Origin of the sequence: Oribacterium sp. KHPX15 (genome assembly GCF_900107835.1) — a bacterium.
Lineage (GTDB): Bacteria > Bacillota > Clostridia > Lachnospirales > Lachnospiraceae > Oribacterium.
This window is the reverse complement of the sequence record NZ_FNRG01000029.1, coordinates 14234-36630: the sequence shown is the minus strand read 5'-3', so window position 1 is coordinate 36630 and position 22397 is coordinate 14234. Positions and strand designations below refer to the sequence as shown.

Below are 22397 nucleotides of genomic sequence, written 5' to 3'. Positions count from 1 at the left end.
GTTAGAACAATATTCGTAGCAATCTTCTTCGCAGTAATGATGACACTTACATCTTTTGCACAGACTGACCTTGAGGCTCAGGCACTTGCAAAGGTTAATGAGATAAGAATGGCAAACGGACTTTCAGCAGTTCAGTACAGCGCATCACTTGAGACAACATCAGTAGTAAGAGCAAACGAGATCACAACTAAGTTCTCACACACAAGACCGGACGGAACAGACTGGTACACAGTAAATGCAGATCTTCAGTACGGCGAGAACCTTGCAGAAGGCTACAACACAGCAGACGACGTAGTAAACGCCTGGATGGCATCACCTACACACAGAGCAAACATCTTAAAGCCTGACTTCACAACTTGCGCAATCTCAACAACAACTCAGAACGGCAGAACATACTGGGCACAGGAATTCGGAATCTAATTAAAAGATAATAATAAATCTCTCTTAAAAAATATACCTCCATAAATAGAAGGCCCTATCAGAATGAATCTGATGGGGTCTTCATTTTTTAAAATCCTCCAAAAATATAATACTGTAATTATACATTAGTGATGTTAATATAAAAAACAAATCAATGAGAAAGGAGAAGGTCTCTTACCAATCGGTTAGAGACCTTTTTTTATGTGGTTATGTTAAACAAACGGTTTGCTATTGTATAATGAGATATATAAGAAGCATATATATGGAATCTGAAGCCGAACGTAAATCAACATTGATGATTTTGTTTCACCGTATTGATTTTGAGCAGGAGGATTAAGCATGAATTCCACAGAGAGATTTTACTTTGATAAGAGGACACAGGAAATTCTGGAAAGCCTGATGTAAGAACAATAGTAAATGACAGGAGTGTCGATATGGCAACAGCTATTATTTATTACAGTAAACATCATGGGAATACAAAAAAGATACTAGATGCTATTGCAGCTGAACATACGGATGTAGAGTTAGTAGATGTTACTTCAAGGAATACGATACAGGCGGCGGTTGATTTCTATAACAGCATTATCTAAAAACACGAAGGACTTTAAAAACACAAATGAATGACATATTACGCGGACAGCTGGCAATTGATTACTGCTGTTCCAGTTTTGATATAATAGATAAAGAGAATCACTTTAAAGAGTATAGACCTCTGGAACTAAGACGCAGGTTTCATGAAAAAGATGAGATGTTCCTGAAGATAATAGCCGTGAACGGAAAACTTCTTTTTACAGGACAAAAGGATATCATCGAATGGTGCCGGGATAACTATGCTGATGCAAAATCTGAATGGTTCTTTGAAGCAAAGAACATGCATAAGCTAAACGAAAGACTCAGCCAGGATGGGTTCCAGATAGGCATGGTTCATCCGTTCTATATTGCTGAGAATAAGTCGGAAGTTGATACTGCGGATTACGAAATACGTTGGTATCGTGACAGTGAAATCGAGCAGTTCAGAGGAGATCCTCGCTTTGATGAAGCTTTTACCTTCTGTGAGACAGCACCGGACGTAATAGGAGTTGCAGCTGTTAAGGATGACAAAATACTCGGCATGGCCGGCGCAAGTATGGACAGTCCTGTAATGTGGCAGATCGGAATAAATGTTGATCCTGAAGTAAAAGCAAAAGGGATAGGAAAAATGCTTGTGACTTTACTAAAGAACGAGATTTTGGGGATGAACAGGCTTCCATATTATGGAACATCTATGTCCCACATTGCTTCACAGAAAGTTGCTCTTGGTTCGGGATTTGTGCCTGCGTGGGCAGAACTTGTTACTGACAGAATCGGATATACGGAGAATAGAAATGGCTGATCTTATATAATTTAGAGAAGTATTGAATGCGAGGTTCTATGAATGTCGAAAAGAAAGCTATGGAGATCGTTATGGGCAATGGTAAAGTAGCTGCAATCACAGGTGGTGCTCACGGGATTGGAAAAGCTATCGCAGAATCGTTTCGGGCTGATGGTGTTACCGTGCACATTATTGATAAAACACCCGGGGACTGGTTTGTGGGTGATGTAGCAGATAAGGAAACATTAGAGAGATTTGCAAAACATGTGATAGAACAGTCCGGACATGTAGATTATCTCATCAATAATGCACTTCCAATCATGAAAGGTATTGATGAATGCAGTTACGAGGACTTTCAATATGCTCTTTCCGTCGGAGTGACTGCTCCGTTTTATCTCACAAAACTTTTGGTGCCTGTATTGTCAGACGGGGCATCCATAATCAATATTTCATCATCACGTGACAGGATGAGCCAGCCTAAAACAGAAAGCTATACAGCGGCAAAGGGCGGGATAGCTGCATTAACACATGCTCTAGCAATCAGCCTTGCAGGAAAAGCCAGAGTGAACAGTATTTCACCGGGATGGATAGATACGACTGATACTGAAATCATAGGAGCAGATGCCTTACAGCAGCCTGTAGGACGAGTAGGAAAGCCGGAAGATATCGCTGAAATGGTGAAGTTCCTATGTTCTGATAAAGCCGGTTTTATCACTGGTGAGAATATCTGCATAGACGGCGGCATGACAAGACAGATGATCTACCATAGCGAGCATGGATGGACATACGACGTTTGAAAATGTTAAAAAGGGGCTTAGATCATGATACGTAAAGCAAAGCAATCGGACCTTGATGCAGTAGTAAATATCTATGATGAGATCCATCAGGCAGAGGAAGAAGGAATCATTTCTGTTGGCTGGATCCGGGGAATATATCCTGTAAAAGAAACGGCGGAGGAGGCTTTGAAAAGAGACGACCTTTTTGTTATTGAACAGGACGGTATTGTTCTTGGCTCCGGTATAATAAATAAAATCCAGGTGGACGTATATAAGAAAACTAAATGGGAGCATGAGGCGGAAGACGATAAAGTATGTGTACTCCACACGCTCACCATATCTCCCATGGCCGGAAAGCAAGGACTGGGGAAAGAGTTTATAAAGTTCTATGAAAACTATGCATTGGAAAACGGCTGCTCGGAACTTCGGATAGATACTAACGAACGAAATATGACAGCACGGAAAATGTACAGTAAGCTTGGATATAAAGAGGTTGCCATTATACCCACGGTTTTCAATGGTATACCTGATGTGAATCTTGTTCTATTGGAAAAATATATGGGTTAAAAAATATCATGAAGATAAGAAAAGGCATTGGAGCATTTTGCATAAACTGGGCTTTCAAGAAATGTGGGCATCTTAGGATAGATACACATGGAGATAATGTTGTAATGCAGAATCTTCTAAAGAAGCTTGGCTTCACAAGATGTGGGACGATATATGTTGAAGAAGATGATTATCCGAGAATCGCTTTTGAGAAGATCAGAGATTAACAATTATATTTAAGAATAAAGAGTGAAAAATATTTGAGAAATGAAAATACTTGTAAGTGCCTGTCTTCTTGGGCGGGATTGTAAATACAATGGCGGTAATAACTATAGTGAGAAAGTAGCTGAATACGTAAAAGGGCATGACGTCATTCCTGTGTGTCCTGAAGTTGCGGGAGGGCTTCCTATACCTCGTATTCCCTGTGAGATAGTTGGAGGCACAGTCACAAACAGAAACGGAGAAAGTAAGGACAGGGAATTCAGGGAAGGAGCTGATATCTGCCTTAAGAAGGCACTCGAAGAGAAAGTCGATCTTGCAATCCTTCAGTCTAGAAGTCCTTCATGTGGTGTAAAGCAGATTTATGACGGGAGTTTTACAGGAAAACTCATCCCGGGAAAGGGAGTATTTGCTGAAATGCTTTCAGAAAACGGGATAAAGATTATTGATCTTGAGGATCTTTGAGCATTGCGGAATTATTTTTGGAGCAAAGTTATTGTAAAGGAGTATAGCTGGATGATACTTGTGACAGGGGCAACTGGATTTGTTGGCGGGAAGATAATGGAAGGCTGTAAAGATGTTGTTGCGTCACCATCTTTAAGAGATGCAACGCTCGAAAAGGTTAAGCGGATAATTGACGAGAGTGGTGCGGATGTGATCATTCATACGGCAGCCATATCAGATATTGGAGAGTGTCAGAAGGATCCAGAAGCATCGCATATTGCAAATGTTGAGATACCGATTTTATTGGCAAAGGCATCGGAAGGCAGAAAGCTTATTTGTTTCAGTTCTGACCAGGTATATAGTGGTCTTGATGAAGAAGGTCCATATATAGAGGATATAGTCAAGCCCGGTAATATTTATGCTGAACATAAGCTTGAAATGGAAAACAGAGTCCTTGATATTTGCCCTGATGCAGTAATGCTTCGTGCTGAATGGATGTATGACTATTATACGAAGAGGCCCAATTACTACATGAATATCATTAATGCCAAAAATACTGTTTCCTTCAGCTCTAAACAGTACAGAGGCATCACTTACGTAAAGGAAGTTGAAGAAAATGTTGATAATGTCATCGCACTTCCAGGAGGAGCTTATAACTTTGGCAGTGAGACTGACAGATCCATGTTTGAGATCACAAAAGAATTCGTTGAAAAGCTTGGACTTAATATCAAAGTAGAAGATGGACCGACAAGACATAATCTTTGGATGAATTGCAGTAAGGCAAAGAATCATGGCATCAGATTCAGTGATGTTTCAGATGCACTAATCAGGTGCGCGAAAGACAATGGAAATGAAATATCAGGAAAAAGGAAAGAGTAGCTGATGATTTATAGCAAGAAGATTACGCTAAAAAACGGAAAAGAGGCATTACTCAGAAACGGTGACGAGCCGGACGGTAAAGAAGTCTGTGATGTTTACAATAAGACACATGCTGAAACTGACTTTATGATTGCATATCCCGATGAAAACTGTTTTGATCCTGAACGGGAGTCTAAGTTCCTTTCAGATAAAACCAAGAGCCCTACCGATATAGAGATCGTTGCTATTGTGGATGATAAAATCGTCGGGACCGGAGGCATTGAAGCAATAGGAACAATACATAAGCTGAGGCACCGTACTGACTTTGGCGTATGTGTACTTGAGGAATATTGGGGGCTGGGAATCGGGAAAGCCATTTCAGAGGCCTGTATAGAATGCGCCAAAAACGCTGGATTTGTACAGATTGAATTAAACGTTGTTTCGGACAATATAAGGGCAGTTGAAATGTACAAGGCTATGGGATTTGTGGAATTTGGACGTAATCCAAGAGGCTTTAATTCGAGGATATGTGGATATCAGGAAGTGATTTCCATGTACAAGATATTATAGAGAAGGCGACTGACCATTATGGTCAGCCGTCTTTATCTTTAAGGTCACAAATTGTTATTTAATCAATGATTTTTTATTACAGAAACAGCTATAATTCCCTGATTCCTTATGATGAACCGTTTCAGAGCCGAATTAATAGATAGAACGTGAAGAAGTAATTGCGGCTATTATGGAGAAACCTCCTGCACAAGAATTTTCAGTTGGATTTAGTGATTCCATGGATTCGTACCTGGTTGGAAGGACCGCAACTTTTGGTGGCATGTATTGCTACATGCATTTCCTTTACATTTGCCCTTTTGCTATGTGCAGTAATTGAAAAATTTGTTCCGCAGTTGTTGGGACAGTTTCCAAGATATCCTAAATAAAACCTCAGTTATGTGAGGGGATACATGATTACGGACAAAAAGCCGCAGACTTATATACAGGTGGTTTTTTAGAATAACTGATAATTACAAAGAAGAATTGGTGATACACATGGCAGAAGTATTAGCTGAAGGAACAAGAGGGACAATAACAGAACTACGACATTTTGGAGATATTGTTGTCTGTAATAGTAGTGGAGAACTTCTGTATACTGTTGGCGATCCGGAGTTTGTTACTTTTTTCAGGTCAACACAAAAACCTTTAATGGGGATAAATCTCTTCCTTTCCGGAGCGGCAAAGAGATGGCATTTTACACAGAAAGAATATGCCATTATGTGTTCATCTCATTATGGTATGCCCATACATCAGGAAGTCATAATGGGGCTTCTTGATAAGATAGGTATTACACTTTATGATCTTAAAACCGGTAAGCCTTATTCGTTTTATCCTTCATATCGCGAGAAACAGCTAAAGGAAAACCAGGAGATGAAACAGTATAATTCTGACTGCTCGGGCAAACATATTGCTTTTATTGCTGAGTGCATTGCTTTGAATTATCCAATGGAAGGGTACGACAGTCCGGAGCATCCCATACAGAAGGATATTTTAAAACTGATATCAGATATTACGAGGATACCTGAAAGGGATATTGTTGTCGGAAATGATGGATGCGGAGTACCTGTACATGCTGTTCCAATAAAGAATATGGCTATGGCATACGCAAGATTTACTACACCTGAAAATCTGCCGAAGGAGTACAGGGATGGCGCAAAAATCATAGCAGAGTCAATGTGTAATGAACCTGATATGATAGCAGCACCCGGTGATTTCTGCACAGAACTCCTTCGTGTGACAAAAGGAAAGTTTATAGGAAAACTTGGAGCAAATGGACTTTTTCTTGTAGGAGTAAGAGGAAGGGATATGGGAATTGCAGTAAAAATCGAAGATGGTGATGTTTTTACTGCGCTTTATCCTGTTGTGATGAGTACATTAGATCAATTAGGGCTTTTGTCGGATGAAGAAAAATCAGCATTGAAAGATTTTTCAGAAACACCATTATTAAGTGACCACGGAACTGTTGTTGGGAATGTGCGTCCGGTATTCAAGTTGAGGCGTCCATAGTAGGAGAGGTATATCATGCAGGAACCTGTTAATGAGCGGAAATCGGTATTGATGAATATTGTAGCAATGCTGATTTTCGGAACAATTGGGATTTTCAGAAGATATATTCCTGTTTCCTCCGCATTTTTGGCATTCTCGCGGGGGCTTCTTGGTGGATTATTTCTTCTAATCTTTATTATGGTATTCCACAGAACATCTAAGGAGAAATCGGCACTTTCTGCTATAGTTGGTCTTGTTATCTCAGGTGCAGTAATGGGTGTCAACTGGATGCTTCTTTTTGAGGCATATAATCATACAACAGTTGCCGTTGCTACGCTTTGTTATTATATGCAGCCTACAATAGTTGTCTTATTGTCCCCGATCATTTTTAAGGAGAGATTGAAGTTAAAAGAATGCATCTGCGCAATCATAGCTATTTTAGGAATGGTTCTGGTGTCAGGTGTTATCGGCGGTGAAAGACTAGGGACCGGAAATATGTCCGGGATATTATTCGGTCTTGGTGCCGCGGTATTTTATTCTATAGTTATCATCATCAATAAAATAATCAGAGGGATCGAGCCTTATCAAAAGACTGTAATTCAGCTGTTTTCCGCAGGTATGGTCATGATTCCATACATGGTAGTAAAAGGCGGATTCTTCGGGGTAAGACTCGACCTGATTACAATCATACTGCTTTTTATCGTAGGACTTGTTCATACAGGAATTGCATATGTTCTCTATTTCGGAAGCATGGATGGATTGAGAGCGCAGTCGGTTGCCATCCTTAGTTACATCGATCCGGTTTCTGCATTGTTGTTTTCAGCTTTCCTCTTGAAGGAACCGCTAAATATTGCAGGGATCATAGGTGCAATAATGATTATTGGGTCCGCTGTCATTAGTGAGATGCAGATTGGGCTTCCAAGTGGGAAGTAAGTGCCTTTCTCTATTTGGGGAACAAGCTTCGGAGCATCAGCTCATGATATAGGTTACAGTAACATTTGCTGCAATATCGGATTCTCCCGGCATTATGACTGCATCCGAAGCTGCTTCAAGAGAATTCTTCATAACGGATCCGGATCTGTACTGAAGAGAAGTATTCTGATATCCTTCCGAGATGTTTTTTATCTCTACGATCTTCTTACCTGAAGCTTCAGCGAGAGCCTGAGCTTTCGTATCAGCATTAGCAATAGCTTCCTTTAGGGCTTCATTATAAGCATCATCATAGCCGGAGCAGAAGTAGGAGATGTTGTTCATGCTATTGATTCCGGCATCCACGCATTGAGATATAACATTGCCCGCATCCTCTATCTTAATGTCACTCACAGTCAGAGTGGTATCCACTGTATAGCCTGAAATTCGATTTCCGGCCTGGGCATCATAATCATACTGAGGATAGATATTGTAGTTTGATGTATTGATGCTTTTTTCTTCTACGCCAAGCTCCTTGAGTTTTTCAACAACCTTATTGGCATCCTCGCTATTCTTGTCCTGGGCCGTTTTCACGTCTTTGCCTTCAGTGGTTATGGAAAAGGTTATCATAGCCATGTCAGGGACAGCAGTGACCTTGCCGGATGCCGATACAGTGATGGTGTTTTCGGCTGAAACAGAAGATGTGGTGATCTGTGTCTGTAAAGGAATTGAAGGGATCTCATTAGACTGACAGCCAGTAAGTAGTGCCGTTGATGTGATAAGTGTTGCAAGTCCTATACAAAGAGTTATTGTTCTATATTTTCTCATGATGGTCTCCTTTGTTATAATATTTATCGTTCTAATCTTATACACAGGTTTTGTATTAAACAGGTCACAAAAAATTTGAAAAATTAGAAGGTGATCACAATGGACAAGAAAGAAAAAGAATTAAGCAAGTTCCTGAGTCTTATTCTTAGGCATAAACCGGAGGTCATCGGTATAAAGCTTGATGAGCATGGATGGGCAAACGTCCGGGAACTAATTGACGGGATAGGAAAAACACATAGGTTCAGCATGGATATGCTTGAAAAGATAGTAGCGGAAGATGATAAGCAAAGATATTCCTTTAACGAGGATAAGACGCTTATCAGGGCTAATCAGGGGCATTCTATTAACGTGGATGTGGAACTAAAAAAGACCATTCCTCCTGAAATCCTTTGGCACGGTACGGGCGAAAAGTATGTTGAGTCCATACTTGGGAAGGGACTTATCCCTAAATCAAGATTATACGTCCATTTGTCAAAAGACTATGATACGGCGGTCAAAGTAGGAAGCCGACATGGTAAACCTGTAGTATTCAAAGTATATGCCGGAAGAATGGCAGAAGAGGGATATGAGTTTTTTATGTCAGAAAATGGTGTATGGCTGTCTAAGCACGTACCAAAGGAATATATAGAAGTTTATAACCCGTATAGTGGTGAAGGGCTAAAGTAAACTCTATTGAAAGGAGCCCGGATTATGAGCAGTAATGACGATGATGAGTTTTTTGATATGTTTATGCTGGGAATCAACGCAGTCAAAGACAAGAGGCAGCGAGGTGTTTAAAACTACATATTACATTTGAGATAGATAACCGTCGTATGTTGGCGGGGTAAGTATATCCAGTCAATTTCGGCGTTTTAATCAAACAAGGAAGAAGGGGGAGATTATTAGATGAGACTGAAAATAGGGAGGATGCTACTGAGTCTTTTGCTATCGCTGGCGATGATGGTTCAGCCGGCATGGGCGGACGATGCTGTTCCTCAGGACGACGCACAAAGCGAATTCTATGCCGTCTACAACGAGAACGGAGGGATGCTCCACGGCCAGGGATCAGACGCAACGCATATCGTATATGTGCAGCCCCACGAGCTGTACTTCATTTATTCACCTGATGGCGTTCCACGAATCGAGGAAAATGACGAGAGCACATGGAAAGATGCACCGATATGCTGGAAGGTACCAAGCTCGGTAGCCTCGGCCGACGATGTACCTTGGAAAGAGTTTCTGACAGCTGGCGGGGTTAAGTCCGTCAGGTTCGGGGTGTCTGATAACTGGAAAAAGATGGCGCCGCGCAGCATGAACAGCTGGTTCGCAGGTGCGACCGACCTCATGGCGTTCACCAACGCGAACTATGTCGACACGTCACACGTCACCGATTTCACCAACACTTTCGCAGGCGTGGCTACGGGCACGATCTCCGGTGACGAGAAAATCAAGCTCGATCTGGACCTGAAGGACTGGGACACCTCGGCTGCCACTTCCATGGACGGTATGTTCGCGGGTGCGAGTGGCCTTAAGTCAATTGCAATGGGCGATAAGTTTAGCTCCGCGAATCTGCTCTCTGCGAGCCGCATGTTCGAGGGGTGCACATCGCTTTCTGGTTTATTCACCCTCCCGAGTGGCTTCACCCTCGACAAGGCTACTGCGCTGGACGGGCTCTTCTCAGGATGCTCGAACCTAAATGGGGTTATCTTCCCTGCAGGCTTTACCGCTGGAAGCGCGACAACGATCGAAGGACTCTTCTCTGGATGCACAAAACTCACGCGTGTCGATCTAAAAAACTTCGCCCCCGAGTCGTGCACGAATGCTGACGATATGTTCAAGGGTGTCGAGAGTCTTAATGAGTTAAAGCTCGGTGCGAGCTCGTCGCTGGAGGGCGCGGAACAGACACAGATCGCGCTTCCTGACACGCCCAAGTACTGGCGCTTCAGCAATCGCCTTGTGCCCGATGGCGAGAGTGAAGACGCGACTCTGACCTATCCCGTAGGCAGTATCCTGAGCCCGGGAGAGCTGGCAGAGCTTTGGGACAGTGAGACAATGGCTGGCACCTGGGTTGCTTATGATGAATCTCTCAGTAGCAACGTCATCAACTATAAAGTGTTCGACGGTACCGGCATGACCTTAGCACTCATTCAGTGGAGGGAAGACTCCTCGCAAACAATCAACCTTAGCGACGGACGTGGCTTTAACCATGCGCGTGGTATCCACCAGACTGGGTGGACAACTGACGATCCGACCGTGATCGAGCCTGGCATGGCGCATGTCGAACCGACTTTCGCTTTGGGCGCACACGTCACATCCCCTAAAAGCGTGACACTCTACGCGACTTACGACGCCAACGAGTTTACGGTGACCGAGCCAGCACAAGTTACTTTCGATGGGACCGACCACACCCCCGAGCTCGTGCTCACTGCGTTGGACGGCACACCAGTCTCCGAGGACGAGGTGGACATTGTCTGGATCGATGCTGCTGGAAAGTCCGTGGACGCACTAGTGGAATGCGGAACCTACACCGCTACAGTAACGCCTCACGCGGACGGAGACTTCGCCTACGCCTTGCCAAAGACCGTGCACCTCATTATAAAGAAAAATCAGGAACCCCCGACAGGTCTCACGGCGATCAAGGCATCAAGCAGCACATCAACAGACGGTATGATCAGCGGTGTGACAGATGCCATGGAGTACCAGAAAGATGGAGACATTGTATGGACCTCTGTTGGAAATAACGCGACTGAGATCACTGGCCTGACTGCCGGAACCTACATGGTACGCTATGCTGAAACGGCAGACAAGACCGCAAGTGAAGCTACCTCTGTTGAGGTAGGGATATGGAGTGCAGCTGAAAAGCATAATCATACTTTAGAAAAAGTGGAAGCTGTTGAACCGGGATGTGAGACTGTTGGAAACAAAACATATTACAGATGTATTGATGAAAGCTGTGACAAGTGGTTTGAAGATGAAACTATGATTTCTGAAATAACAGATAAGTCATCATTTATCATCAAAGCAACCGGCCACAAGTGGGGTGCCTATGAGGTCACAAAGAGACCAACCTATGATGAAGAAGGCTTAAAGGTATACACTTGTGAAAATGATTCGTCACATACCAAAGAGGAGACTATTCCAAGGCTTTCAAGCTCAAGCTCAAGTTCAAGTGACAATGATTCCGATGATGATTCAGATGACAGCGGAAGCAGAAGCAGTTCCGGATATTCATCCAAAAGCAGTGCTTCACAGGAACTGGTTGACCGGATCAATAATGTCACATCACGGAACGTACCTGCAGACCATCAGGCAGAGACGGGAGTACCTGCGAGTGATGTAGGCGGAAGATGGGCAAACAGTGCCGATACTGATACATGGACCTATACAAAGTCAGACGGAACACTTGCAAAGTCAGAGTGGATGAGCCTTGATTACAATGGATTGAGATACTGGTACTACTTTGATGCCTCCGGAAACATGCAGACGAACTGGTTCGACTATAACGGAAAGAAATTCTATTTAATGCCTGATAAGGACGGATGGTGCGGCAGGATGGCTACAGGGTGGAAGAAGATCGACAACAAGTGGTACTATTTCGATATCACACCCGGCGAAACACAGGGTAGCATGTACACGGCAGCCATAACACCGGACGGACACACAGTCGGTGCTGACGGTGCGTGGAACGGCGTTGGTGCGACACCTGTAGGACAGGAGTAAGTAATATACGATGAAAAGAAAAGTGTTAAAAGGTTTTGAAATGCTCGTAGCTGAGGATTGATTCAAAAAATGGTATATGATGTCATTCACACCATAACAATGGATGATTTAAAAAAAAGGCAGCTATGTTTTGGATCTGCATTTTGGCAGGAAACATAGCTGTCTTTTTTTGATCTTTTTAAAGGTTTTGCTTAATTTGAAATAAACCATTTATCTACTGGCATATGCGGCGAGAAAGTAGCCTTTGACATGGAGACCGGATTCCTCAGTGCTCTCACCGGAGATATCCCTGTGAGCCTGGGCGAGTGTTTTTTATTGTGATAAAACGCATTATTTGCGGTAAAATAAAAGATATATATTTTTTATGAGTTTGATTCTGAAGATGCATAAAAAAGAAAATAAATGTAATTTCAGAATAAACGGTAGGCGTTGGTGGAGGAATGGGAATGAAAAAGAATCATATTAATCGTAAGATATTATCACGAATAATCATAACGGGCAGTTTGATAAGTGCTCTATGTTTAAGTGGATGTTCAAAAAAAGAAGATTCAAAAAAAGAAGGTTCTGAAATGGATGGAATTATTTCAAACATGACAATGGATGAAAAAATTTCTCAGATGATTATACCGGCCATACGAACCTGGGATGGTGAAAACATCACAGATATAGATGACAATCCGGAACTAAGAGACGCTTTGCAAAAGCATCAGTATTGTGGTGTCATTCTTTTTGGTTCTAATATCATAGATAATGAACAGGTATATAATCTTGTGAAGAATCTTCAGGATAATAATAAACAGTCCGACAACGTTTCGGTTCATATCCCTTATATTATGCCTTTGGATGAAGAGGGCGGGATTGTCGTAAGACTCACATCCGGAACCAGAATGACAGGAAATATGGCAATAGGCGCAACAACGGATGCCGAAGGCAATGCCTTAAAAACAGGAGAGATAATAGGAGAAGAATTAGCAGCGCTAGGTTTTAATACAGATTATGCACCGGATATCGATGTAAACAATAATCCTTCTAATCCTGTCATTGGAACAAGATCATTTTCAGATGATCCGGAGGTAGTTGCAAAACTCGGTAAGTCATTTGCAGATGGATTGAAGGAAAAAAATATAATTGCGACATATAAACATTATCCCGGGCATGGTGATACTGAGACTGACAGTCATATAGGGACTCCTTCAGTTGAAAAGACATATGACGAAATAAAAGAAGTTGAATTGGTTCCTTTTAAAGAAGCAATAAATAATGGTGCGGATATGATAATGACTGCACATATTACCTATCCATTGATTGATGATGAAGTAACATTTGGCGATGGAGTTACAAAAGGATATTATCCGGCCACTATGTCCAGGAAGATGATCACTGACATTTTGCGTGACGATCTGGGCTTTAATGGAGTAGTTGTTACAGATGCATTGGAAATGAAAGCAATAAGAACTGCGGGACTTGTAAAAGGCGAGGAAGGTACTGTGGAATACGGTATCAATGTAGCCAGAGAAGTCATTAATGCCGGTGTAGACATTCTTTTGATACCGACAGACCTTAATAATGAAGATGCTGCTGCCTATTATGATGACTATATAAATGGAATATCTGAATTGGTTAAGTCCGGAGAAATCAGCTCAAAGAGAATTGATGAGAGTGTAAGACGTATATTGGTAATGAAAAATAAATATCATATTTTTGATATTGACGGCGGAAGCATAGATGAGAGTGAAGGCAAAACCAATTCTGAAAATCATATTGAAGAGGTAGGCTCTAAAGCACATCATGAGGATGAGATGGAAATTGCCAGAAAAGCAATAACTTTGTTGAAGAATGATGAAGATCTTATTCCTTTAGCACAAGATAAAAAGGATATTGTTTTCCTTGGAAGCCAAAAGAACGATTCATGCACAATTAATTATGCTATTGATGAAATGAAGAAAGAAGGTCTTATTTCTGAAGATAGTAATATAAGTGTTGAGTATTATTATGATTCTTCTGCAGATGTAAAACTTAATTATACAGATGATATGAAAAATGAAATATCAAGTGCTGATATAGTTATTGCATTTTCATATGCATCAGGCAGCGCTTTTTATGACAAGGAGAATCCACAATACATAGCGCTTCATTCTGCACTGAAGGACGTTCATGATAATGGAGGTAAATTTATCCTTCTGAGTGAAAATCTTCCTTATGATGCAGCGGTCTATAGTGATGCCGATGGTATAGTTCTTTCGTATATGGGTTCGGGACTAAATATAGATCCTACAGATAAAACTTCTGACGGAGTTAGTAAAGGTGCCATTAATGCAAACATCATCGCCGCTATCGAAACTATTTTCGGTTACAATAAACCAAAGGGTAAACTTCCGGTAAATGTACCTGAACTTACTGAGTTGGAAGATGGCACATATGGTTTTGGCTCAAATTATCTGTATGAAAGAGGCAGTGGGTTATTAACCGAATAGAACTTAAGTTTGAAATGAAAAATTGAATGGGGAACGTATGTAGACCATGCAAATCATGACCTCTTTGGCAATGCAGGTGAAACCTCTGACTCCATAAGGATTCTGTCGGATGATGAACTTGACATGGTATCTGCTGCGGGAGGTATAGCAGAGAGACATAATTTTCTTAATCAGTAAGGAAACACTTAACTGGGCATTTGAAAAATGCGGGCATCTTAGGATAGATACACATGGAGATAATGTTGTAATGCAGAATCTTCTAAAGAAGCTTGGCTTCACAAGATGTGGGACGATCTATGTCGAAGAAGACGATTATCCACGGATTGCTTTCGAAAAGATCCGGGATTAACCAAAATATTAAAGGATACGAAGAGAAAGTATCATTATCAACCGTTTATTTTAGGAGGACATGCATGACTCTTTCTACAGCTTTATCTTTAATCATTACGGTTTTTGTATGCGGAATACTATATTACAGGATGGTTAAAAGAGAAATCCCTGAGCCTATTGGCTGGATACAGGCCCTTGTACCGATTGCCTTAGGTATGGCCACGATGGAAATCTCAGGTTTTATAGGAGTTAAGCTCTTTTTTGCAAATACTGCATTGAGGACTGCAGTTGATCAGATGCCTTCATTAATGGGATCGCTTGTAAGTGCCTTTATGGCCGCCGGCATGCCGGAAGAAGTTATCAAGTTTATTGCAATCATCTTGTTTGCCACAATCTTTAAACCAAGACTGAAAAACGTTTATGAATATATACTTTTAGGAGCAGCTGTTGGATTTGGATTTACGATAATGGAAGAAATGGCATACTCAGGTGATGATACTTGGATGGAGATTATATATATGCTCCTTAGAAAGGTATCAGTTCCTGCCCATATGGCTTTTAATATGTTGATGGGCGAGTTTATCGGAATTGCAAGGTATAGGAAGGTTTTAAAAAAAGAATCTTCGGTCAGCTATTATATTATCGCTTTATTTGCACCGATAATTATACATACGATTTACGATGCCTTCACAGCTTTAAACAAGCTTATTGTAAATCCGGACAGTTTTGTTTCCGGGATTATATTGGTTCTGGTAGGGTATATAGGATTGCCAGTGTGGATCATATATATGCTGATAAGATGCAAAAAAAAGACAGGTGATTTTTGCAGCATGATTCTGTTGCCGGAATAGATTATAAATACAATATATTTAAATGAGACTGTAAGCTATATTTAAACCCTTTTTGTTTTCAGAGTTTTCGCATTATGACAATAACGGTGGTATAAAACATGATAAAAAAATTAATTGGTGTGGTGTTAATACTCGTAGGCGGATTCTTCACGTTTGCAGCTACAAAAGCTGTTTTTGCCAATCCTGCGACTGTAAATCAACTGGAAGAAGCTCCGTTCATAACCGACGGCAAGGTGGATCCTGCTAATGAAGGAAAAGATATCATATTGCTGGTATCAACTGATTTAATTGATAATGCTGAAGATTATGAACTTGGTTTGAGATTTAAATATCCGGTGATTCATCGTGAAGTTGAAGAGCTGAAATATGACGGTGTGGATCAGATCAAATGGGAACGTTTATATAGTTTTAATAATGAAGAAGCATTAACTGATGAGGTTTTCTTCGGAAACATAAACGGTCTTGAGTACGAGGTTGACAGCAGTTTGTTGATCAGTCTTGGAGGAAATTCAAAACAACTTCAAAGAGCTGATTACAATAATGAGGATCTTCAGGCTCTTTTTGATGAAATTCAGGGTCTTCGTGCCGAAGAATATAATGATATTCTCTATATAACAGATACTGATTCTAGGTATTTTAAAAACTGTGATGGAAAAAAAGCTTCTGACCTATTGTGGAATGATTATACCGAACAGGTAGGTGCCATAAGGATAAGCTACCGCGGAACCGTAGTTGATAACATTGATTCAATTGCTCTTATTGGCAAGCAGGCAGGTAATCGGCTTGAAAAATCCGATACCATTGATTCTATATCATGCTTTGAGAATATTCACAGTAAAGAAGAACTTATGAAAGAACATAAGAAAACTTCTGTATTTGGTATCGGATTTGGTTTGATTGTGAGTATAGCTTTATTATTGTCCGGTGTATTCCTTATTGTTAAGAGTTAACTTGATTACAATGGACAAGAAAGAAAAAGAATTAAGCAAGTTTCTGAGTCTTATTTACTGTATTCCCTTAACCCGTAGTAATAGTATTTTCTGATCCGTTCTTTTAATGTCTCCGGCTCCAGCACCAGAGCATCCCGGCCAAAACGCTTGAAGTATTCCTCGAGCTGCAGTTCAGGCCAGTCGAAATGATACAGGTCGCCTTCTGTCTTTGAAACGATAGGTCTGTTCTTGGTCACGACCTTGAACTTTTTAATGCCGAATTCCGTCAGTCTTACAACTGCATGCACATCAGGTGATACTGAATGAGGGCTCCGGATGGCCTTCTCTCTAAGTTCCTTTAAGATCCCGTCATCAATACTGAATGTGTCTTTTGTCACAAAAACACTCCTTAATCTTGAAATCCTGAAGGTCCTTGGCTTTTGGATAGCCTTATCATTACATAGAAGGTAGTTACACTGTTCTTCTTTTGATGGAGCTATAACATAGGGCTCAACAAAGTAAGACTGTTCTTCTCCAGAGGTAGTATTGGTGAATGACATTATCCGGTGTTCTTTAAGCGCTCTTTTTATATCATCATAGGTGTCTTTAAAGATGATAGCCTCTCTTTCGCTCCTTGGAATCGACAGGTATGACTTGAACATGTCCTTCAGATACTGGGAAAGGGAGGTATCCTTCAGCAGGTTATTCTCTATGATCCTGATAATTCCATAGGAAGATCCGCTGACTGTAAGACTTAGGGCAATGTTTTTTGTGCTGTGCCTGTCATCGGGTTTCACATAGGTACTTATGATCTTTTCAGCCAAAAGCTCTGCATCTTTGCCCGTCATTGATGTCATACTCTTAAGGTCATTTGTGATGTTTAAGAGAAGATGTTCACTGTCGTGCCGGTACTGATCAAAATAGTTCACTATCAGAGTTTTAATAAAGGCATTAAGGTTTACTGAACCATCTTTTTTTGTAAATTCAAACAGCTCCGCATCATTTATGAGTCTTGTCCTGGTATCTTCAGAAAGATAGATCTTATATTTTTCAGTCATGATGACCTCTCTTATTTGGGGTTGTAATCTAGTGGTATTATAACAAATAATCCTATAAATATATATATAATTGGGGTTGTAAAGCTCTTTCAATCTGCATCTATTTATCACCTTAGTATTGGGTTAAGATTAAAACACAACAGAAAGACACATACAGCAATAATCTTCATAAGGCCGGGATAAATAGTTCCGGCTTTATGTGAAAGGAACAGATATGAAAGCAATAGAGATAAAAGGAAAAGTCAATACAGCGCTCTGCTATGCGAAGGTTGTAGAAGACGAGGCAATAGAGCAGATAAAAAGAATGTGTGATTTTCCAATGACCGAAGGCTCAAAAATCAGGATTATGCCTGACGTACATTCAGGTAAAGGATGTACTATCGGTACCACAATGACAATAAAAGACAAAGCAGTACCAAATGTGGTCGGGGTAGACATTGGGTGCGGGATGTACACCGTTAACCTCGGGAAAAAGGATATCGACCTTGAGAAGTTTGATATGGCTGCTTTTTCAATACCTTCCGGAATGGACGTCTGGGAAGGAAGAATCGAGAGGTTTGATCTTACGGAACTAAGATGCTACAGGGAACTCAAGAATTCAAGGCGTCTTGAGAGATCCCTTGGGACTCTTGGCGGAGGAAACCATTTTATAGAGATCGACAGGGCAACAGACGGTACAAATTATCTTGTCATCCATTCCGGATCAAGGAATCTCGGCAAGCAGGTGGCTGAGATATATCAGACACTTGCTGTGGATCTCGACAAAGGGATCGGAGAGTATCTTGAGGCAAGAGAGGAAATCATAAGAACTTACAAGGAGCAGGGGAGACGCAAAGAGATACAGGCGGCGCTAAAAGAGCTCTATGATAAGAAATATAATGAAGGTCCAATGACAATGCCGGAGGATCTTTGTTATCTTACAGGCAGATATCTAGATGATTATCTACATGATGTAGAGATATGTCAGCGTTTTGCAAAGAGGAACCGTGAGAAGATGGCGGAGATACTTTTAGAGAAGACAGGACTATCATACGGTGAGGCATTCCATACAATCCATAACTATATAAATACTGATGAGATGATTTTAAGAAAAGGAGCAATTGCCGCACATAAGGGGGAGAAAGTTCTTATCCCAATTAATATGAGGGATGGTTCTGTTCTTGCCATAGGAAAAGGAAATCCCGAGTGGAATTATTCGGCACCGCATGGCGCCGGAAGGATAATGTCCAGAAGCAAGGCTAAGTACAATCTTTCAATGGATGAGTACAGAGAGTCCATGAAGGATGTTTATACAACTTCAGTGTGTGAGGCTACCATTGACGAGGCTCCTATGGCTTATAAATCACTTGATGACATCATTAATGTGATAAAGGAGTCAGTGGATGTGATAGAGGTAATGAAGCCGATTTATAATTTCAAGGCAGCAAATTAAGAATATCCAGGTCATATCTATAAGGTGTGGCCTGGATATTTTTTGTATAAACAGTTGAGTCGATTTACGATTTTTGAAGAGACAGTGACTATCAAATTTGATATTTATCAGATTCAGAAAAGAGTATGTAGTAAAAACGTAGCTGTTTCAGATGTCAATAGTTGGTATCCATCAAATACTCCGTAAATTCCCTAAAACTACCGTTCAAACGCTCAACTCTGACCGAATAGACATGAAAATCAACCGAATAAACAGGAAATATTGTAAAGGAAATATGGACATGATAGAGTCGAATCATCAAGAAACGGAATGAAGAATCAACGGAAGATTCTAAGAATAACAAGGAGGAAACCAAAATGTCAGATAATAAGAATATAGAGCTTAATGATGAAATGATGGCAAAGGTAACTGGCGGTGCTGAAGAGATGATAACAGAATCAATTCTCTTCAAGATCGGTGAAAGAGTAGTGTATTTGGATGGTGGAGCAATGATCGGAAAGATAAGGGATGTCTATCCAAATGAAAACAACATTTTGGATTCAAGATATAATGTAATATTCCAAAATGAAGTTAAGCGCAATATCAGACATACACGGTTAAGGAGAGTTAACAGCTGAATTTCAATAAAATTTTGACTCATACAGGAGGATAAGAATTTAGTTTTTCAATTAAAATGCACACAGTATGCAGCGTCACTTGAAAAGGTAAATGCTTAATTTCGGGGTATTATCAGTTTTGCAAAGGTAACTGCATAAAGGTAACTGCATAATACAATTATTTCGCAAAACCCTTGTTTAACGAAGAGATAATAGGAAAATTCCGGTGGGCCCGGATGTTTCGGCAATATTTAATTGTTACCGAAGCTTCACGATGTGCAAGAGAATAATTTATTCCATCGTGACCCTGTGCAATACCGTCACACTTATGAGGTTGGATGCACTTACTTTCCATTTGGAAGCCCAATCTGCATCTCACTAATGACAGCGGACCCAATAATCATTATTGCACCTATGATTCCTACGATATTTAGCGGTTCCTTCAAAAGGAAAGCTGAAAACAACAATGCAGAAACCGGATCGATGTAACTAAGGATGGCAACCGACTGCGCTCTCAATCCATCCATGCTTCCGAAATAGAGAACATATGCAATTCCTGTATGAACAAGTCCTACGATAAAAAGCAGTATGATTGTAGTCAGGTCGAGTCTTACTCCGTAGAATCCTCCTTTTACTACTATGTATGGAATCATGACCATACCTGCGGAAAACAGCTGAATAACAAATACCATAATCTTGTTCCGGTCCGGATTTTTTCATAAAAAAAGGGCCCTAATCAATCGATTATTGATCAGAGACCTTTTCCCATATTGCAATGCTATTTAAACATGAAATTATATGTCAGTACTGAGAGAAAAACGTAAGAAAAGCACATCTACCATACCTTAATGTCTGTGTATTTTCTGGAACTATCAAAATTTCACTATAACCTTTTATACAGCTCTACAAATTCAACTGCCATATCTTTTATAGCCATGGCGTCCATCAGAATATCCTGAGCATGTACCATCATAGACATCATAGGAATATACTCACCATTTATTTCCGATTGAATCATAGCGGTCTGAATCTGATGTGCCTCAAGAAGAGTTTCGTCACAATTTTTAAGTAATTCATCAGCTTCTTCAAAATTCCCTTTTTTTGCAGCCTGAATTGCCTTCAGAGCATTATCTCTGGCCTCTCCGCCATTTACGATCATTCCCATGAGCATCTCACTATAATCGTCTTCATTGAAATTATTAATATCCATACACTTCTCCTCATAGTTCATCTATACGGTTTACACTACTATTCTATCGATTCATTTTCATAATTTTATTACTAAAAAAATACGAAGATATCTTTTATTTTTCCTACAGTCGTTCAATAGTCATTTCTATTGATTCTTCTTCGAGAGAATTGCAAGTATTTATCAATCCCTTATTATAAGTTCATCTGCATTATCCAGCCACGCTGCAGTACCGTCATCATTAGCAAGTATCAAAGCTCCATCGTCTCTCTTTTTCCAATGAAGTTCATGATCAATATAACGGTTGCCCCCATAGGAACCTGAACCAAGATTTGCAGCCTGATCGAAGCGATCGGTATATTCGTGTTCATTAAGTTTTGAACTTCCGTCAGTTAATATCGTGAAAATGAACCAGTCATCATCCTTGAAGCTGAATCCATAGCCATTCTCAGTCTTGTTCATGCTGAGACGTCCCACATCATTTTTATACTGCTCTTTAACAGTAATAGTGCCGTTGCGGCTTTCTTCCCGATAATATTCTTCCTTATATTCTATAAAGAAATCCTCAAAGGGCTTTCTTACATATCTTTCGTATTCGGTATTTCTTCCGTTGCATGTAACTTCAATGTAGTAAGGCCCCATGCTATCCGGAGCAAATATATCTTCTTTCAATGTTCCGGGATGCTGACAGAGTGAAACATATCGAAAATACAGTCCTTCCGTTTTGTTAAGACTGTCAAAAAAAGCCATATTATATTTTTGAAGATCGCAATCTTCGGGAATGGTAATGTCTCCTTTCACGCATATCACAGGTCTCTTATCCGACTTCTTTACAAATTCATCTATAAGGACGCATGCCTCCTGATTCCAGTTTATGATATCGTCTTCATTTCGGTTCAGAAATTCCCTCATTCCTTCGGGATCTGCTTCGGTCAGTGCAATTACGAGTTCTCCCGGAAGCATTTCAACATCCACAGACTTTTCATCATGTGCCTTTCCTTTGCGAAAGAGCGTTGCCTCCTGCTGCATGGAAACATTAAACCCTCTGAAACTGCACTCAGGACTTTTCCCGGAAAGCTTAAGAGCTTCAAGAATATAGGGCTTTACCCTCTCGGTAAGAAAATTCATATCTCCTTCGAGAAATACTTCCCCGTTTTCAATCTTAACCTCATACTTCCGGTCCATTTCCCCGTCATTAAAGCTTCCGTCAACAATATCCGAAAGATAATAGGGACCACTGGGATACCTCTCAACGTAAGCCTCCGCTGAAAGCACTTTTGACCCGGGAATGTATTCATCCAGCCAGGCCTGCATTACCGCACTGCCCTTTTCCTCCATCTCTGTTTTTTCAGATTCTTCATACTGCGGTCCATGACAGCTTGAGAATCCTGATAAAATGATCACAGAAAAAATCATCGTAATGAATAAGATTACTCTTTTGTTCATATCTCTTT

General features: G+C 40.7%; 23 protein-coding genes. 18 read left to right on the top strand and 5 right to left on the bottom strand.

All coding sequences use genetic code 11. The annotated features are described in order from the left end of the window. The 11 genes from BLV86_RS14420 to BLV86_RS14370 form a co-directional block, all read left to right on the top strand. Positions 1–420: CAP domain-containing protein (locus BLV86_RS14420; protein ID WP_139297934.1), on the top strand; the 420-nt coding region annotated here is incomplete at its 5' end. A gap of 434 nt (positions 421–854) precedes the next feature. Then, positions 855–1010, top strand: coding sequence for an NADPH-dependent FMN reductase family protein (locus BLV86_RS14415; protein ID WP_242873325.1), 156 nt, complete (start codon positions 855–857; stop codon positions 1008–1010). Between the two features lie 26 nt (positions 1011–1036). Next, positions 1037–1792, top strand: a complete 756-nt coding sequence (locus BLV86_RS14410) for a GNAT family N-acetyltransferase (protein ID WP_090818857.1) — start codon at positions 1037–1039, stop codon at positions 1790–1792. Positions 1793–1830: 38 nt separating this feature from the next. After that, positions 1831–2568, top strand: a complete 738-nt coding sequence (locus BLV86_RS14405) for an SDR family NAD(P)-dependent oxidoreductase (protein ID WP_330373140.1) — start codon at positions 1831–1833, stop codon at positions 2566–2568. 24 nt (positions 2569–2592) lie between these two features. Then, positions 2593–3114 (top strand): GNAT family N-acetyltransferase, encoded by a 522-nt coding sequence (locus BLV86_RS14400; RefSeq protein ID WP_242873324.1) that lies wholly within the window; start codon positions 2593–2595, stop codon positions 3112–3114. A gap of 8 nt (positions 3115–3122) precedes the next feature. Next, positions 3123–3320: a GNAT family N-acetyltransferase gene (locus BLV86_RS14395; protein ID WP_090818851.1), complete on the top strand. Its 198-nt coding sequence runs from the start codon at positions 3123–3125 to the stop codon at positions 3318–3320. Between the two features lie 40 nt (positions 3321–3360). Next, complete coding sequence (locus BLV86_RS14390; RefSeq protein WP_090818848.1) at positions 3361–3777, top strand: 2-thiouracil desulfurase family protein; 417 nt, start codon at positions 3361–3363, stop codon at positions 3775–3777. Between the two features lie 51 nt (positions 3778–3828). After that, positions 3829–4635, top strand: a complete 807-nt coding sequence (locus BLV86_RS14385) for an SDR family oxidoreductase (RefSeq protein WP_090818845.1) — start codon at positions 3829–3831, stop codon at positions 4633–4635. A 3-nt stretch (positions 4636–4638) separates the two neighbouring features. Then, positions 4639–5184 carry a GNAT family N-acetyltransferase gene (locus BLV86_RS14380; RefSeq protein ID WP_090818842.1) on the top strand — a complete coding sequence of 182 codons (546 nt, stop codon included), beginning with the start codon at positions 4639–4641 and terminating at the stop codon, positions 5182–5184. Positions 5185–5658: 474 nt separating this feature from the next. Further along, positions 5659–6669: an asparaginase gene (locus tag BLV86_RS14375; protein WP_090818839.1), complete on the top strand. Its 1011-nt coding sequence runs from the start codon at positions 5659–5661 to the stop codon at positions 6667–6669. Between the two features lie 15 nt (positions 6670–6684). Continuing rightward, a complete protein-coding gene (locus BLV86_RS14370; RefSeq protein ID WP_031554783.1) occupies positions 6685–7581 on the top strand; it encodes a DMT family transporter in 897 nt (298 codons plus the stop codon). Positions 7582–7617: 36 nt separating this feature from the next. Here BLV86_RS14370 and BLV86_RS14365 read toward each other — a convergent pair whose 3' ends face one another. Beyond that, entirely contained in the window at positions 7618–8385 is a 768-nt protein-coding gene (locus BLV86_RS14365; RefSeq protein WP_031554781.1) for an SIMPL domain-containing protein, read from the bottom strand. 99 nt (positions 8386–8484) lie between these two features. On the opposite strand from BLV86_RS14365, the gene BLV86_RS14360 reads away from it, so the two are divergent. From BLV86_RS14360 to BLV86_RS14340, 5 genes are all read left to right on the top strand, one after another. Beyond that, entirely contained in the window at positions 8485–9051 is a 567-nt protein-coding gene (locus tag BLV86_RS14360) for an RNA 2'-phosphotransferase (protein ID WP_031554780.1), read from the top strand. A gap of 219 nt (positions 9052–9270) precedes the next feature. Further along, positions 9271–12084 (top strand): BspA family leucine-rich repeat surface protein, encoded by a 2814-nt coding sequence (locus BLV86_RS14355; protein WP_090818836.1) that lies wholly within the window; start codon positions 9271–9273, stop codon positions 12082–12084. 446 nt (positions 12085–12530) lie between these two features. Beyond that, positions 12531–14558 carry a glycoside hydrolase family 3 protein gene (locus BLV86_RS14350; RefSeq protein ID WP_175456574.1) on the top strand — a complete coding sequence of 676 codons (2028 nt, stop codon included), beginning with the start codon at positions 12531–12533 and terminating at the stop codon, positions 14556–14558. Between the two features lie 413 nt (positions 14559–14971). Beyond that, entirely contained in the window at positions 14972–15739 is a 768-nt protein-coding gene (locus BLV86_RS14345; RefSeq protein WP_175456573.1) for a PrsW family glutamic-type intramembrane protease, read from the top strand. A 98-nt stretch (positions 15740–15837) separates the two neighbouring features. Next, complete coding sequence (locus BLV86_RS14340; protein WP_090818827.1) at positions 15838–16689, top strand: TMEM43 family protein; 852 nt, start codon at positions 15838–15840, stop codon at positions 16687–16689. A gap of 50 nt (positions 16690–16739) precedes the next feature. Here the strand turns inward: BLV86_RS14340 and BLV86_RS14335 are convergent, their stop codons facing one another. Continuing rightward, complete coding sequence (locus tag BLV86_RS14335) at positions 16740–17726, bottom strand: WYL domain-containing protein (RefSeq protein WP_090818824.1); 987 nt, start codon at positions 17724–17726, stop codon at positions 16740–16742. 214 nt (positions 17727–17940) lie between these two features. On the opposite strand from BLV86_RS14335, the gene BLV86_RS14330 reads away from it, so the two are divergent. Both BLV86_RS14330 and BLV86_RS14325 read left to right on the top strand, forming a co-directional pair. Beyond that, on the top strand, positions 17941–19158 hold the full coding sequence (locus BLV86_RS14330) for an RtcB family protein (protein WP_031554769.1): 1218 nt from the start codon (positions 17941–17943) through the stop codon (positions 19156–19158). A gap of 356 nt (positions 19159–19514) precedes the next feature. Beyond that, positions 19515–19775 (top strand): hypothetical protein, encoded by a 261-nt coding sequence (locus tag BLV86_RS14325; protein WP_031554767.1) that lies wholly within the window; start codon positions 19515–19517, stop codon positions 19773–19775. Between the two features lie 323 nt (positions 19776–20098). Here the strand turns inward: BLV86_RS14325 and BLV86_RS14320 are convergent, their stop codons facing one another. The 3 genes from BLV86_RS14320 to BLV86_RS14310 form a co-directional block, all read right to left on the bottom strand. Then, positions 20099–20446, bottom strand: coding sequence for an EamA family transporter (locus tag BLV86_RS14320; protein WP_090818821.1), 348 nt, complete (start codon positions 20444–20446; stop codon positions 20099–20101). 191 nt (positions 20447–20637) lie between these two features. Beyond that, positions 20638–20964, bottom strand: coding sequence for a PTS lactose/cellobiose transporter subunit IIA (locus tag BLV86_RS14315; RefSeq protein ID WP_031554763.1), 327 nt, complete (start codon positions 20962–20964; stop codon positions 20638–20640). Positions 20965–21126: 162 nt separating this feature from the next. Then, a complete protein-coding gene (locus BLV86_RS14310) occupies positions 21127–22389 on the bottom strand; it encodes a hypothetical protein (protein ID WP_031554761.1) in 1263 nt (420 codons plus the stop codon). Between the last annotated feature and the right edge of the window lie 8 nt (positions 22390–22397).

What these genes read in the sequence shown, in the direction of transcription:
- BLV86_RS14415 (WP_242873325.1), top strand. Translation starts at nt 855, where the DNA reads ATGGCAACAGCTATTATTTATTACAGTAAACATCATGGGAATACAAAA.
- BLV86_RS14410 (WP_090818857.1), top strand. Translation starts at nt 1,037, where the DNA reads ATGAATGACATATTACGCGGACAGCTGGCAATTGATTACTGCTGTTCC.
- BLV86_RS14405 (WP_330373140.1), top strand. Translation starts at nt 1,831, where the DNA reads ATGAATGTCGAAAAGAAAGCTATGGAGATCGTTATGGGCAATGGTAAA.
- BLV86_RS14400 (WP_242873324.1), top strand. Translation starts at nt 2,593, where the DNA reads ATGATACGTAAAGCAAAGCAATCGGACCTTGATGCAGTAGTAAATATC.
- BLV86_RS14395 (WP_090818851.1), top strand. Translation starts at nt 3,123, where the DNA reads ATGAAGATAAGAAAAGGCATTGGAGCATTTTGCATAAACTGGGCTTTC.
- BLV86_RS14390 (WP_090818848.1), top strand. Translation starts at nt 3,361, where the DNA reads ATGAAAATACTTGTAAGTGCCTGTCTTCTTGGGCGGGATTGTAAATAC.
- BLV86_RS14385 (WP_090818845.1), top strand. Translation starts at nt 3,829, where the DNA reads ATGATACTTGTGACAGGGGCAACTGGATTTGTTGGCGGGAAGATAATG.
- BLV86_RS14380 (WP_090818842.1), top strand. Translation starts at nt 4,639, where the DNA reads ATGATTTATAGCAAGAAGATTACGCTAAAAAACGGAAAAGAGGCATTA.
- BLV86_RS14375 (WP_090818839.1), top strand. Translation starts at nt 5,659, where the DNA reads ATGGCAGAAGTATTAGCTGAAGGAACAAGAGGGACAATAACAGAACTA.
- BLV86_RS14370 (WP_031554783.1), top strand. Translation starts at nt 6,685, where the DNA reads ATGCAGGAACCTGTTAATGAGCGGAAATCGGTATTGATGAATATTGTA.
- BLV86_RS14365 (WP_031554781.1), bottom strand. Translation starts at nt 8,385, where the DNA reads ATGAGAAAATATAGAACAATAACTCTTTGTATAGGACTTGCAACACTT.
- BLV86_RS14360 (WP_031554780.1), top strand. Translation starts at nt 8,485, where the DNA reads ATGGACAAGAAAGAAAAAGAATTAAGCAAGTTCCTGAGTCTTATTCTT.
- BLV86_RS14355 (WP_090818836.1), top strand. Translation starts at nt 9,271, where the DNA reads ATGAGACTGAAAATAGGGAGGATGCTACTGAGTCTTTTGCTATCGCTG.
- BLV86_RS14350 (WP_175456574.1), top strand. Translation starts at nt 12,531, where the DNA reads ATGAAAAAGAATCATATTAATCGTAAGATATTATCACGAATAATCATA.
- BLV86_RS14345 (WP_175456573.1), top strand. Translation starts at nt 14,972, where the DNA reads ATGACTCTTTCTACAGCTTTATCTTTAATCATTACGGTTTTTGTATGC.
- BLV86_RS14340 (WP_090818827.1), top strand. Translation starts at nt 15,838, where the DNA reads ATGATAAAAAAATTAATTGGTGTGGTGTTAATACTCGTAGGCGGATTC.
- BLV86_RS14335 (WP_090818824.1), bottom strand. Translation starts at nt 17,726, where the DNA reads ATGACTGAAAAATATAAGATCTATCTTTCTGAAGATACCAGGACAAGA.
- BLV86_RS14330 (WP_031554769.1), top strand. Translation starts at nt 17,941, where the DNA reads ATGAAAGCAATAGAGATAAAAGGAAAAGTCAATACAGCGCTCTGCTAT.
- BLV86_RS14325 (WP_031554767.1), top strand. Translation starts at nt 19,515, where the DNA reads ATGTCAGATAATAAGAATATAGAGCTTAATGATGAAATGATGGCAAAG.
- BLV86_RS14320 (WP_090818821.1), bottom strand. Translation starts at nt 20,446, where the DNA reads ATGGTATTTGTTATTCAGCTGTTTTCCGCAGGTATGGTCATGATTCCA.
- BLV86_RS14315 (WP_031554763.1), bottom strand. Translation starts at nt 20,964, where the DNA reads ATGGATATTAATAATTTCAATGAAGACGATTATAGTGAGATGCTCATG.
- BLV86_RS14310 (WP_031554761.1), bottom strand. Translation starts at nt 22,389, where the DNA reads ATGAACAAAAGAGTAATCTTATTCATTACGATGATTTTTTCTGTGATC.